Origin of the sequence: Bradyrhizobium sp. CCGUVB4N (assembly GCF_024199945.1) — a bacterium.
GTDB lineage: Bacteria > Pseudomonadota > Alphaproteobacteria > Rhizobiales > Xanthobacteraceae > Bradyrhizobium.
The window spans coordinates 344,374-357,903 of record NZ_JANADP010000001.1 but is presented as its reverse complement, the minus strand read 5'-3'; the positions used below and the strand labels follow the sequence as shown (position 1 = coordinate 357,903).

At 66.7% G+C, this 13,530-nt stretch carries 11 protein-coding genes; 6 read left to right on the top strand and 5 right to left on the bottom strand.

From position 1 onward, the window contains the following. The first annotated feature begins 119 nt into the window (after nucleotides 1–119). From NLM31_RS01675 to NLM31_RS01650, 6 genes are all read left to right on the top strand, one after another. Nucleotides 120–2,258 (top strand): hybrid sensor histidine kinase/response regulator, encoded by a 2,139-nt coding sequence (locus NLM31_RS01675; RefSeq protein ID WP_254191275.1) that lies wholly within the window; start codon nucleotides 120–122, stop codon nucleotides 2,256–2,258. A gap of 53 nt (nucleotides 2,259–2,311) precedes the next feature. Continuing rightward, nucleotides 2,312–4,273: an ABC transporter ATP-binding protein/permease gene (locus tag NLM31_RS01670; protein ID WP_254191274.1), complete on the top strand. Its 1,962-nt coding sequence runs from the start codon at nucleotides 2,312–2,314 to the stop codon at nucleotides 4,271–4,273. A gap of 113 nt (nucleotides 4,274–4,386) precedes the next feature. Then, nucleotides 4,387–5,211 (top strand): FkbM family methyltransferase, encoded by an 825-nt coding sequence (locus NLM31_RS01665; protein ID WP_254191273.1) that lies wholly within the window; start codon nucleotides 4,387–4,389, stop codon nucleotides 5,209–5,211. A 21-nt stretch (nucleotides 5,212–5,232) separates the two neighbouring features. Further along, entirely contained in the window at nucleotides 5,233–5,619 is a 387-nt protein-coding gene (locus NLM31_RS01660; protein WP_254191272.1) for a VOC family protein, read from the top strand. A gap of 165 nt (nucleotides 5,620–5,784) precedes the next feature. Continuing rightward, nucleotides 5,785–6,027, top strand: a complete 243-nt coding sequence (locus NLM31_RS01655) for a hypothetical protein (protein ID WP_254196120.1) — start codon at nucleotides 5,785–5,787, stop codon at nucleotides 6,025–6,027. A 204-nt stretch (nucleotides 6,028–6,231) separates the two neighbouring features. After that, nucleotides 6,232–8,385 (top strand): OmpA family protein, encoded by a 2,154-nt coding sequence (locus NLM31_RS01650; RefSeq protein ID WP_254191271.1) that lies wholly within the window; start codon nucleotides 6,232–6,234, stop codon nucleotides 8,383–8,385. A 200-nt stretch (nucleotides 8,386–8,585) separates the two neighbouring features. Here NLM31_RS01650 and argG read toward each other — a convergent pair whose 3' ends face one another. The 5 genes from argG to NLM31_RS01625 all read right to left on the bottom strand — a co-directional run bounded on the left by argG (nucleotide 8,586) and on the right by NLM31_RS01625 (nucleotide 13,517). Continuing rightward, nucleotides 8,586–9,923 (bottom strand): argininosuccinate synthase, encoded by a 1,338-nt coding sequence (gene argG, locus NLM31_RS01645; RefSeq protein WP_254191270.1) that lies wholly within the window; start codon nucleotides 9,921–9,923, stop codon nucleotides 8,586–8,588. A 94-nt stretch (nucleotides 9,924–10,017) separates the two neighbouring features. Next, a complete protein-coding gene (locus tag NLM31_RS01640; RefSeq protein WP_254191269.1) occupies nucleotides 10,018–10,794 on the bottom strand; it encodes a phosphatase PAP2 family protein in 777 nt (258 codons plus the stop codon). Nucleotides 10,795–10,855: 61 nt separating this feature from the next. Beyond that, a complete protein-coding gene (locus NLM31_RS01635; protein WP_254191268.1) occupies nucleotides 10,856–11,344 on the bottom strand; it encodes a hypothetical protein in 489 nt (162 codons plus the stop codon). A gap of 121 nt (nucleotides 11,345–11,465) precedes the next feature. After that, nucleotides 11,466–12,668 carry a 23S rRNA (adenine(2503)-C(2))-methyltransferase RlmN gene (rlmN, locus tag NLM31_RS01630; RefSeq protein WP_254127565.1) on the bottom strand — a complete coding sequence of 401 codons (1,203 nt, stop codon included), beginning with the start codon at nucleotides 12,666–12,668 and terminating at the stop codon, nucleotides 11,466–11,468. Between the two features lie 201 nt (nucleotides 12,669–12,869). Continuing rightward, nucleotides 12,870–13,517 (bottom strand): invasion associated locus B family protein, encoded by a 648-nt coding sequence (locus tag NLM31_RS01625; protein ID WP_254127563.1) that lies wholly within the window; start codon nucleotides 13,515–13,517, stop codon nucleotides 12,870–12,872. Between the last annotated feature and the right edge of the window lie 13 nt (nucleotides 13,518–13,530).

Sequence of the window (13,530 nt, the reverse complement as noted above, 5' to 3'; positions counted from 1 at the left end):
TTACCTTATCCCGCGTCGCGGGCGAATCGGCGGACCACAACCTCCGGTTCCGGCCATAAGTCGCTTCCTTCCCGGCGTCAGATTCAAGTAAGCTTCCCGTCGGGGGACCGGGAGCGACCTTGCAGGGCGCACAACGCAATTCGCTGAGACTCTTGCAGTGGATGATGGCCGCATCCCTGGCGCTGCCGATTGCGCTGTTCGCCATCGCCTCCACCATCTCCTTCAATTCGACCCGCGACATCGCCGACCGTGAGATCGAGCGCACGCTCGATGTCGCCCATGAGCACGCGCTCAAGGTGTTCGAGACCATCGACCGCAGCCTCGCCGAGATCAACGAGGTCGTGCGCGACCTTCCCGACGACGTCATCCGGTCGCGGGAAGGCGCGCTGCACCGGCGCCTGAAGCAGCTGACCGACGCGCTGCCGCAGCTCAAATCGGCCTGGATCTTCGATGCGAACGGCAAATCGCTGGTCAACAGTCTGGCGTCGCCGGCGCCGGATCAGAGCTTTGCCGACCGCGATTACTTCTATGCCCATGTCGACCAGAGCATCGGCACCTTCATCGGCGCCTCGCTGACGCCGCGGCAGCCCTACCAGGGTGCGCGCTTCTTCGGCGTCAGCCGCCGCCGCACGACCGACGATGGCAGCTTCACCGGCGTGATCCAGGCGTCCGTGCTGCCGGAATATTTCGAGAGCTTTTACGCCAGGATCGGCACCGATCCCGGCTCCTTCTTCGCGATGGGACGCACCGACGGCGTGCTGCTGGCGCATTTCCCGCGGCTCGACCACCAGATCCAGCTCGATCCGAACGGTCCGGTCGGCCGGAGCATCGCGGCCCATCCCGATCATGGGCTGATGACCATCGCCTGGCCGTCGGACGGGATCGAGCGGCGCATCGGCTACCGGCGCGTCGCCGAATATCCGATCTATGTCAGCGCCGGCCTCGAGACGTCGGCGATCCGCGCGCGCTGGCTCGCCACCATGAGCCAGCATCTGGTGTTCGGCGTGCCCGCAACCGCGCTGCTGTTCATCCTGCTGGCCTTCGCCTTCCGCCGCACCCAGACTCTCCAGACCGAGGCGGCCAGGCGGCGCGAAGCCGAGGACGCACTCAAGCACAGCCAGCGGCTGGAGGCGCTGGGCCAGCTCACCGGCGGCGTCGCGCACGATTTCAACAATCTCCTGACCGTCATCCGCGCGTCCGTCGATCTGTTGAACCGGCCGCAAATCAGCGAGGAACGGCGGCAGCGCTACATCACGGCGATCGCCGAGGCGGTCGCGCGCGCGGCCAAGCTGACCTCGCAGCTCCTGGCCTTCGCGCGACGCCAGACCTTGAAGCCCGAAGTGTTCGACATCGGCGACCGCATGCAGTCGCTGCGCGACATGCTCGCCACGCTGCTCGGACCGGCCATCGAAATCGTCACGCAGCTGCCGATCGAGCCCTGTCTCGTCAATGCCGATGCCGGCCAGTTCGAGACGGCCATGATCAACATGGCGACCAACGCGCGCGACGCCATGCAGGGCAAGGGCCGGATCGTCTTCACGGTGCACGCGGCGACCAATGTCCCGGACACGCTGGCGCACCTCTCGGGAAGTCACGGATTTGTCTGCGTCGCCGTCAGCGACAGCGGCATCGGCATTCCCGCCGCGCAATTGGGCCGCATCTTCGAGCCGTTCTTCACCACCAAGCAGGTCGGCCAGGGCACCGGCCTCGGCCTGTCGCAAGTGTTCGGCTTCGCCCGGCAATCCGGCGGCGAGGTGACCGTCATGAGCGAAGTCGGCCAGGGCAGCACCTTCTCGCTCTATCTGCCGCGCGTGCCGGCAACGCTCTTGCCGCGAAGCCAGGCGCCGACCACAGCGCCGGCGGTCGCCGGCAGCGGCATGTCGGTGCTGGTCGTCGAGGACAATATCGAGCTCGGCAATTTCGCCGCCGACGGACTGACCGAGCTCGGCTACAGCATCACGCTGGTCGACAACGCCACCGATGCGCTCACCGAGCTGGTCGGCGCGACCGATCGTTTCGACGTCGTGTTCTCCGACGTCGTCATGCCCGGGATGACCGGGCTCGATCTGGCCCAGGCGATCCGTGATCGCGGCATCGGCGTGCCAATCGTGCTGACCACGGGCTACAGCCACGCTTTGTCCCAGGACGGCGTCGCCGGCTTCGAGCTCGTGCAAAAGCCCTATTCCATCGAGGAGCTGTCGCGGGTCCTGCACCAGGCGGCGCGGCTGAAGCGGGTGCGTGACGGCGCTGCCGAGTGATCGGCCCAGCGGAACTCAACGGAACCGGCTGATTTGTCTGGCGTTATCCGGCCATGCAAAAGCCAGCCGCAAAGCGCGAACAGGGCAGGAAGCCGCCCATCGTCGACATCAAGGGCGAGGACGGCGATGCGATCGCACCGCCGCCGCCCGAAGTGGTCGAACCTGATTCAGACCTCTCGCCCGAAGAGATCGAGCAGGCGCGCAAGGATTATCTGCTGACGCGGTTCTGGATCAGCGCGCGCGGCTTCTGGGCACGCAAGGGCGACCGCCTCGCCTGGCCGTTCTCGATCGGGCTCGTCGTGCTGATCGTCCTCACCGTCGGCTTCCAATACGGCATCAATGTCTGGAACCGCGCGATCTTCGACGCCATCGAGAAGCGCGATGCGACCACGGTCTTCCATCTCACCGCGGTGTTCTTCCCGCTCGCGATCGGCAGCATCGTGCTCGGCGTCGCGCAGGTGTTTGCCCGCATGGGCATCCAGCGGCGCTGGCGTGCCTGGCTCACCAACAGCGTGCTGACGCGCTGGCTCACCAACGGGCGCTATTACCAGCTCAACCTCGTCGGCGGCGACCACAAGAATCCGGAATACCGCATCGCCGAGGATCTGCGCGTCGCAACGGACTCGCCGGTCGACTTCCTCGCCGGCGTGACCTCGGCCCTGCTGTCGGCCGCGACTTTCATCGTCGTGCTCTGGACCATCGGCGGCGCACTCACCGTCACGCTTGGCGGATCGTCGATCACCATTCCCGGCTTCCTCGTGATCGCCGCGATGCTCTATGCGGGAATCGCCTCGGGCTCGATCCTGGTGATCGGCCGTCAATTCGTGCAGGTCTCCGAGGACAAGAACCAGGCGGAGGCCGATTTCCGCTACACGCTGACGCGCGTGCGTGAGAACGGCGAGAGCATCGCGCTGCTCGGCGGCGAGGAGGAAGAGCGCGGCGGCATCGACCGCAATTTTACCAGCGTGCTGCGGCAGTGGGCGCGGCTCGCGGGCCAGCACATGCGCACGACGCTGGTGTCGCAGGGCTCGAGCCTCGTCGCACCCGTGGTCCCGCTCCTGCTCTGCGCGCCGAAATTTCTCGATGGCAGCATGACGCTGGGCCAGGTGATGCAGGCGGCCTCCGCCTTCACCATCGTGCAGAGCGCGTTCGGCTGGCTGGTCGACAATTATCCGCGGCTCGCCGACTGGAACGCCTGCGCGCGCCGCATCGCCTCGCTGATGATGTCGCTCGACGGCCTCGAGCGCGCCGAGCAGGGTGACGGCCTCGGCCGCATCAAGCGCGGCGAGACCAGCAACGAGACGATGCTGGAGCTGAACGATCTCTCCGTCACGCTCGATGACGGCACTGCCGTGGTCGGCGAGACCGAGGTGGCGATCGAGCCCGGCGAGCGGCTTTTGGTCGCCGGCGAATCCGGTACCGGCAAGAGCACGCTGGTGCGCGCCATCGCAGGCCTGTGGCCATGGGGCGACGGCAGCGTCAATTTCCATCCCGACCGGCGGCTGTTCATGCTGCCGCAGCGGCCCTACGTGCCCTCAGGCAGCCTGCGCCGCGCGGTCGCCTATCCCGGCGCCGAGGACGACTGGACCGTCGAGGAGATCGGCGAAGCCCTGCACAAGGTCGGCCTCGACCATCTCAAGGAGAAGATCGAGGAAGAGGGGCCGTGGGACCAGACGCTGTCCGGCGGCGAAAAACAACGCCTCGCCTTCGCGCGGCTCCTGCTGCACAACCCCGACATCGTCGTGCTGGACGAGGCGACCTCCGCACTCGACGAGAAGAGCCAGGACAAGATGATGAAGATGGTCACCGACGAGCTGCGAGAGGCCACCATCGTCAGCGTCGCGCATCGTGTCGAGCTCGAAGCGTTCCACAGCCGCAAGATCGTGCTGGAGCGCCGCAAGGGCGGCGCCAAGCTCGTCAGCGACATCGACCTGATCCCGCGCAAGGGCAAACGCAAGCTGCTTGGGCGATTCCTGCGTCATCGGAAGCCGGCGGCGGCGAAAAAGGCGGCGTGACTTCGTAGCCCGGATGGAGCGAAGCGTAATCCGGGCTACGAACCTCTCGCGAAAGATTGGAGTCCCCGGCAAAACCGGCTATGCATGCGCCGCCTGCAACGAGGATCGCCTGCTTGACGCCCGACAACGCCCTTTCATCCGCGCCGTTCGGCGCGTTTGCGCCGAACGCAGCGCAGGCCGCGATTATCAGCCTCGCGCAAGGATCGGGGCTGAAGCGCGGCGCGTTCCGGCCGTGGATGTCGCGGCTGGTCAATCTGCTCCGCGGCGGCCCGGTCGACGTGCAATATCAGGGCGCCTCGTTCCGCTTCTATCACCAGGGCAGCGCGACCGAACGCGGCGCGTTGTTCAACCCCGACTACAATCTCGACGAGCTCGACTTCCTCCGCCAGCACACGCAAGCCGGCGGCACGTTCGTCGATGTCGGCGCCAATGTCGGCACCTTCGCGCTGGTGATGGCGCGGCAGGTCGGCACCAACGGCAAGGTGGTCGCGATCGAGCCGCATCCGCTGACGTTTGGACGGCTCTCGTTCAATCACGCAGCATCGAAGGCGACGCAGGTGCGCCTGGTACAGGCCGCCGCGGGCGATAGCGACGGCGAGCTGATGATCGAGAGCGGCGGCGGCAATCTCGGCGCCACGCACGTCGTCACCGGCCCGGCCAGCACTGATGCGATCAAGGTGCCGTCGCTGCGGCTCACGCGCATTCTGGAAGAAGCCGGCGTCACCCAGGTCGATTCGCTCAAGATCGACGTCGAGGGTTTTGAGGACCGCGTGCTGATCGGCTTCTTCCGCGACGCGCCGCAGGCGCTGTGGCCCCGCGCGGTCGTGATCGAGCATCTGTCACAAAACGAGTGGCAACAGGATTGTATCGCCGACATGGTCGCGCGCGGCTTTACGATCGCGCGCAAGACACGAAGCAATACGTTCCTGTCATGCTGACGACGAACCACGGAGGTTACGATGATCGATCACCTGGGCCTCTCCGTCTCCGACTACGAGGTCGCGAAGGCATTCTATAGCAAGGCACTGGCGCCGCTCGACTACAGCCTGATTATGGAGGTGACGGAGGCGCAGACCGGTCACGCCGCGGCAGCCGGATTCGGCGCCGGCGGCAAGCCTGACTTCTGGATCGGCGGCGAAGGCGCGATGAACAAGCCGGTGCATGTCGCGATCCTCGCAAAGGACCGCGCCACCGTCGATGCGTTCTACAAGGCTGCGATGGCCGCCGGTGGTCGCGACAACGGGCCGCCCGGCCTCCGCCCGCATTATCACGCGAACTATTACGGCGCCTTCGTGCTGGACCCCGACGGCCACAACATTGAGGCGGTCTGTCACGCACCGGAATAGCGCGGCGCGACCAAAGCGCGATGTGACCATCTCATCGCGCTTCCGGTTGTTGTTTGAGCATGATCTTCTCGGAAAACCGCCAAGCACTTTTCCGGATCATGCTCTCGGAACATCGGCGCGGCATCATCGTTGTCGTTCTCCGGACAACTGATCTTTGTGATGCCGATGCCGATTGAACCGCCCGAGATACCGCCATCGACACCCGGCGCGCCCAGCGAGCCACCGCCTGGAATTCCGCCGGGCAACCCGCAACCTGAAATCACGCCGCCGGTGCGCGAGCCCGGCGAATCACCGCGGCCCGATGAATTGCCGGGTCGCATGCCCGAGGAGATTCCGTCGCGCGGACCGAGCGGTCCGCTCACGCCGAATCCCGCGACGGATGCCAATTCGTCGCAGCATCACATGTGAGACGCGAGCGATCACATGTGAGGCGATTGCAACATGCGTCTGAATGCGCAATGAACGTTGTCATAGTGACGTGATTTGCGTGCAGAAATAAATCGGGCCGCGACCGCTTCGCCCGCCACAATGCGGCCTAACGCGTAGCCGTTCATTCCAACACTTCGTCAAACCAAGACTTCGTCAAAGAACCTTCCGGGGAAGTTGAACCACATGACCAACCTTCGTCTCTTGCTGCTTGCCACGACGGCTCTGACCGCGATGCAATTCGCAAGCTCCGCATCGCATGCGCAAAGCGCGCCGCCGCTCGTGGTCGCGCAGGCCCAGCCAGAACTGGGCCCTGACGGAAAACCGAAGCAGCCACCGAAGGAAGCGCCAAAGGGTCCGCCGCCCGCCGCGCGCCCGGCGGCACCGCCTCCGCCAGCCGCAGCACCGCCTGCTCCGCCCAAGGCACCGGCCGCGCCGCCGCCGGCGGCTGCCCCGCCGCACCCGCCCGCCGCACCTCCGCCGGCTGCTGCGCCCGCACGTCCGACGCCACCGCCTCCGCCGCCCGCGACGCATCAGGCTCCGCCGCCACCCCCGCCGCCGCCTGCTGCCCCCAAGGCGCCGACGCCGCCTCCGGCCGCGGCTCCGCAACAGCACGCTCCGACACCGCCGCCTCCCGCGGCAGCCCCGCAGCAGCACGCACCGACGCCGACTCCGCCGCCCGCGGCAGCACCGGCGCGCCCGGCGACCTCGCCGACACCTCCGCCTCCGCCTGCGGCAGCCACACCACCTTCAGCGGGACCTGCCGCACGGCCTGCGCCGGCGGCAACGCCAGCTCCGACCCCGACGCCCACTCCGTCGCCCGCAGCACCGGCAGCTCGCCCGGCCACGACGCCTGCTGCCCCGACGACCACTCCGACCGCAACGCCGGCGCCCGGCACCACGCCGCCCGGACGCCCCGGCGGCGCTCCTCCGGCTGCAGGGGCACCCGCTCCAGGCGCCACGCCGGCGCCAGGTGGCACCCCGACGACGCCGTCCGGACGTCCCGGCCCCGGTGGACCGCCGGCCGCAGGAACACCCGCTCCAGGCGCCACCCCGGCCCCGACGGCAACGCCGGCTCCCGGCGGCGCGGTGACCCAGCCTCCCGGACGTCAGGGTGGAGCGCCTGCCGGCGCGCCGGCAGCCGGTGCTCCGCCTGTGGCACCGCAGGCCGGCGCCGGGCCGCGTCCGCCGGCGCCGCCGCCCGGCGCCGCGGCGCCGACTGTCGTCCCTGCGACGCCAGCCGCAGCACCGCCGCCGGACAAGGCGCAATACGCCCCGCCGACGGTTCAGCCGGCCTTCCGCGCCGCGCCGACCATTGCCGCTCCGCTGCCGCCTCCGCCGCGTCCGCCGCAGCGTGACCTGACGCCGCTTGCGTTCGGCGCAGGCGTCGTGGCCGGTGCCGTGATCGGCGCCACCATCGCCGACTACCGCAATCAGCGGCAGGAAGTCGTCGAAGGCGGCCGCACCGTCTACACCGAGCCGGATCGCATCATCATCCGCGACCCGGGCGGGCAGGAATACGTCCGCGGCAACGATCTCTATCGCTTCCGCTACGGTGCCCGCGACATCCGCACCGAGACTGTCGGCGGCGAAACCCGCACCGTCGTGATCCGTCCCGATGGCAGCGAGGTGATCACCGTGGTCGGTCCGGACGGTTCGCTGCTCCGCCGAATCCGCAGGGACCCCCGCGGGCAAGAGCTCGTCATCATCGACAACAGCTACCGCGATCCGCGCGCGGTCGGCGGCTTCTATGTCGACGTACCGCCGCCGGTCGTGAACATTCCCTATGATCGCTACATCGTCGATGCCCAGGAAGCGACGCCGGACGTGATCTACGAGACCATGGAGGCACCGCCGGTGCAGCGGATCGAGCGACGTTATTCGCTCGACGAGATCCGCTACTCGCCGAACGTCCGCATGGCGATGCCGAGCATCGACGTCAACACGATCAACTTCGAGACGGGATCGTGGACCATTCCGCCGGATCAGGCGGCGCGGCTGCAGGTGATCGCCGACGGTCTCAACCGTGCGATCCAGCGCAACCCGCGCGAGGTGTTCCTGATCGAGGGACACACCGACGCGGTCGGCAACGACGTCGACAATCTGTCGCTGTCGGATCGCCGTGCGCAGTCGGCGGCCGAATTGCTGACCCAGCAGTTCGGTGTGCCCGCGGAGAACCTGACCTCGCAGGGCTACGGCAAGCAGTACCTGAAGGAGCAGACCGACGGGCCGAGCCGCATCAACCGGCGCGTCACCGTCCGCCGCATCACGCCGCTGCTCAATGGTGGCACGGCCTCGTTGCCGCCGCCCCCGCCCGGCACCACGCCGCCGCGCCAGTAAGGCGATCGCAAAAAGAAAATGGCCGGGAGCGATCCCGGCCATTTTTGTTTTGGATGTTTTGCGCGACGTTGCGGAACGGCGCGAACTCGTAGGGTGGGCAAAGGCGCGTAGCGCCGTGCCCACGATCTCCTCCATCATGGACATGGTGGGCACGGCGCGCGAAGAGCGCGCCTTTGCCCACCCTACGGCACCGAGGGGTATCAGTCCTTGTCGTTCTCGAGCTTGAAGATCTGCGAGCCTTCACTCCCTGACAGCAGGCCGGTCTTCGCATAGAGACCGAGCTTGGTCCGCGTGTCGGCGATGTCGAGATTGCGCATGGTGAGCTGGCCGATGCGGTCGGCCGGCGTGAAGGCGGCGTCTTCGACCTTCTCCATGCTGAGCCGCTCCGGCGCATAGGTGAGGTTCGGGCTCTCGGTGTTGAGGATCGAATAGTCGTTGCCGCGGCGCAGCTCCAGCGTGACCTCGCCGGTGACGGCGCGCGCGACCCAGCGCTGCGCGGTCTCGCGCAGCATCAGCGCCTGCGAGTCGAACCAGCGGCCCTGATAGAGCAGGCGTCCCAAGCGCATGCCGCTGATGCGGTACTGCTCGATCGTATCCTCGTTGTGGATGCCGGTGACGAGCCGCTCATAGGCGATGTGCAGCAGCGCCATGCCGGGCGCTTCGTAGATGCCGCGGCTCTTCGCCTCGATGATGCGGTTCTCGATCTGGTCGCTCATGCCGAGGCCGTGACGGCCGCCGATCGCATTGGCTTCGAGGAACAGCGCGACGGGATCAGAGAAGGTCTTGCCGTTCAGAGCGACGGGCTGGCCCTCCTCGAAACGCACCACGACCTTCTCGGCTTTGACGTTGCAGTCGTCACGCCAGAACGGCACGCCCATGATCGGGTTGACGATCTTGATGCCGCTGTCGAGGCTTTCGAGGTCTTTTGCCTCATGGGTGGCGCCGAGCAGATTGCTGTCGGTCGAATACGCCTTCTCGGCGCTCATCTTGTAGGCAAAACCCTGCGCCGTCATGAACGCCGACATCTCGGCGCGGCCGCCGAGCTCGTCGATGAACTGCTGGTCGAGCCAGGGCTTGTAGATGCGCAAGGACGGGTTGGTCAGCAGGCCGTAGCGGTAGAAGCGCTCGATGTCGTTGCCCTTGAAGGTCGAGCCGTCGCCCCAGATGTTGACGCCGTCTTCCTTCATCGCCGCGACCAGCATCGTGCCGGTGACGGCGCGCCCGAGCGGCGTGGTGTTGAAATAGGTGATGCCGCCGGTCGAGATGTGGAAGGCGCCCGACTGGATCGCGGCGATGCCCTCGTGGACGAGCTGGGTGCGGCAATCGACCAGCACGGCCTTTTCGGCGCCGAACGCTTCGGCCTTGCGCGGGATCTCGTTGTAATCGGCTTCGTCGGGCTGGCCGAGATTGGCGGTATAGGCGTAGCAGCGCGCGCCCTTCTGCTTCATCCAGAGCAGCGCCGCACTGGTGTCGAGACCGCCCGAAAACGCGATGCCGACTTTCTCACCCTTGGGCAGGCTTTTCAGGATCGTGGTCATGGGGCTTCCAATCGGGTCTCAAGGGGCTGATGCCGGGGTGTAGTTTGACCGCGCGAATATCAAATTTCGCGGGGCTCGGCACCCCTTTAATGGCTCAAATCGACGGTGCGGGGCCGGTCTTGCCGCCGAACAGGCGCTTGCGGAGGCGGTAGGCGGGCATGTTCAGCCGGGTCAGGGCGGCATCGACCGCCTCGTCCGAAAACCGGGTCCGCGGCCAGCGGTAGATCAGTGCGTAGCCGAACCAGATCACGACGAAGGCGACGAGGCCGGCGGTCGCGACATCGGTGAAGAAATGTCCGCCGAAGGCCATGCGGAGCCCGCTGGTCGCGGCGCCGAACACCACTGCGCCGGCATAAGCGAGCGGCCGCCATGCGGGCGGCGCGAGCGCGGCGGGCGCCAGGGTCCAGAACGCCGTCGCGCCTTCGCCCGAGAAGAACGAGCAGTTGCGCGCGCAATCGCCGCGCGGATCCCACCACGCCACGAACTGCTGATCGCCGGCAAATTCGGTCACCACCACCGGCCGCGGCCGGCCCCAATAGGTCTTGAAGGTGAGATTGGTGAGGATGCCGGCCGACAGGATGATCGTGACGAGCAGGAACACGATCGCGCGCCCCGACACCATCAAGGGACGATCGGGCCGGATCATCTTGACCACGAGTGCGACCAGCGGAGGCAGCACGAACGCCCAGGACACCCACATCGCAGCGTCGCGCGCAATTCCGGCCCATTCGTTCAGCTTGAGCGGAAAGGTTTTTGTCTCGGGGTCGAAGAACAGCGCGGCGAGCTTGAGATCGAGCTCGGGATAGAGGCCGAAAACGACGCCGATCACGAGCCACAGCGCCAGGGCGATGAAGAGTCCGGTACGGTTCATGGCGCGCGGTTTAGCGGAGGCAAGCGAGGATGAAAACCCCGGAATCCGTCATTGCGCGCCGCTATTCCGGCCTCGAATTCAACGGCAGCGGCGGAGGCGGCTTGCGCGGCGGCGGCGGGATGCGCCAGGCGCCGGCGTTGCGGCCGGCGATCAGCCAATACGCGACGCCGGCGACGATGCCCGCGCCGGTCATGATTTCGAGGTGACGGCGCACGATGCCTTCGAACTGAAACGTATCGGGGTGAAACGGGATCAGCCCGAGATAGCAGGCAAGCCCGACGAGGCCGCCGCCCACGGCATAGGCAAGTGCGCTGCGGATATAGAGCGCCTCAGTGATCGCGACGATCACCGCCGCCGGCACCAGCGCGAAACCCGAGACGAATATGAAGCCGAAGCCAAGCAGGATGTCGATCGTGCCCTCGTCGACAGGGCCGGCGCCAAGATCGGAAAACTCCGGGAACAGCAGCGCGCCGACGACGATCATGCCCCCGACGAAACAGGCGGCGAGAAAGCCGATGAAGATGACGACGAGGCGGCCGATCAGGGACATCAAACGACTCTCTCCGTCATTGCGAGCGCAGCGAAGCAATGCAGACCGCCACCGCGGACAGGCTCTGGATTGCTTCGCTGCGCTCGCAACGGCAAGGACGCGAGAGCGCGGGCACTCATCCTCAATCCGTCATCGCCATCGCACGCAGCGCCTGGCGCTCGCGGGCCGACAGCTTTTCCGTCTCCGACTTGAGCTGGCCGCAAGCGGCGAGGATGTCGCGGCCGCGCGGGGTGCGCACCGGCGAGGAATAGCCGGCGTTGAAGATGTATTCGGAGAATTTTTCGATCTGATCCCAGTCCGAACACTCGTAGGCCGTACCGGGCCAGGGATTGAACGGGATCAGATTGATCTTGGCGTGAATGCCCTTGAGCAGCTTGACCAGCAGCTTCGCGTCATCGAGCGAATCGTTGACGCCCTTGAGCATCACATATTCGAAGGTGATGCGGCGCGCGTTCGAGGCGCCGGGATAGTCACGGCAGGCCTGCAGCAGTTCCTTGATCGGGTATTTGCGATTGAGCGGCACCAGCTCATTGCGCAGCTCGTCGCGCACCGCATGCAGCGAGATCGCGAGCATGACGCCGATTTCCTCGCCGGCGCGCACGATGTTCGGCACCACGCCCGACGTCGACAGCGTGATGCGGCGGCGGGAGATGCCGATGCCTTCATTGTCGCCGACGATCAAGAGCGCATCGCGCACCGCGTCGAAATTGTAGAGCGGCTCGCCCATGCCCATCATCACGATGTTGGTGACGCGGCGCGTGCCGTCCTCGCGATCAGCCCAATCATTGAGGCGATCGCGCGCGACCATGATCTGGCCCACGATCTCGCCGGCGGTGAGGTTGCGCACCAGGCGCTGCGTGCCGGTGTGGCAGAACGAGCAATTCAGGGTGCAGCCGACCTGCGAGGAGACGCAGAGCGTGCCGCGGTCGGTCTCGGGGATGTAGACGCACTCGACTTCATGCGCCTTCTCGACATTGTCGCCGCTCGGCAGCCGCAACAGCCATTTGCGGGTGCCGTCGTTGGAGATCTGCTCGGCCACGACTTCGGGCCGGTCGACCGTGAAGTGCTGCGCCAGCTCCGCGCGAATGCCCTTCGAGATCGAGGTCATGTCGTCGAAGCTCTGGGCACCGCGGAAATAGAGCCAGTGCCACAGCTGCTGCACCCGCATCTTGCGCTGCGCAGGCGCGACGCCGATGTCGCCAAGCCGATCGGCAAGCTCGGTGCGCGACAGTCCGATCAGCGACGGTCTTGCCGGCGGCACATAGGTTTCGAGCGGAGTCTTCTCCACCAGGATTGCGTCGCGCGGCTCGGTCGTCGGTTGCATCGGTTGCCTAAGTAGTTGCTGTCTCGTCATGCCCGGGCTCGTCCCGGGCATCCACGTTGTTCTGGCCCGTGGCTAGCACGTGGATGGCCGGGAAAAGCCCGGCCATGACGGCTGTACCTTTGGGATACGTCTATATAGCAACCGGAACCGCCGATTGCGACCGTGGCTATTGCCTAGCCCTAAAGGCTTAAGCGGGCAGCCTTAACGCCGGCAATCCTGCGAGATCCGGTCCAGCGCCTGGGCGAGGCCCTTCAGCGAGAACGTGTCGGTCGTCTCCGTCCCCTTGGCCGAGACGCCCTTGACCACGAGATCGGCGGATTTGCGCATGGCCTCGACCATCCGCTCCTCCTCGGCTGCATTCTTGATCCAGAGGCCGTCGCCCTGCGTGTACATCGCGAACGCGGCGCCCCCGACCTCGACCGAGGATTCCGAGCCCGGCTTCAACGCATAGCCGATCATGACCGAGACTTCGTTGTTCACCTTCTCGGCCGGGCGGGTCGAGACGAAGGCATAGGCGGGATCGCGTGGCCGGTTCGGCGGATTGGTCTTCGACGACGAGGGCTTGGCCAGCGCAAAACAGACCTTCTTGCCGTTGGGCGTCGCCGAATAGGCGCCCCAGGTGCCGAACTGGCCGATCAGGGTCGGCTCGGCGCCGCCCGCAACCGCCGCGGCAGGGGCGGCCGGTTTGCTCTCGGGCTTGGCAGCGGTTTTTGCGGCGGCAGGGGCTGCCGGCTTAGCCGCAGCCTTCGGCGCCGGTTGCGCGGGCTGCGCCGTCTGCGCCCGCGCGGAATCGGCGATTCCACAGGCCATCACGCCAGTCATCAAAGCTAAAATCAGCACCCGCCACATGCTGGAGTGGTTC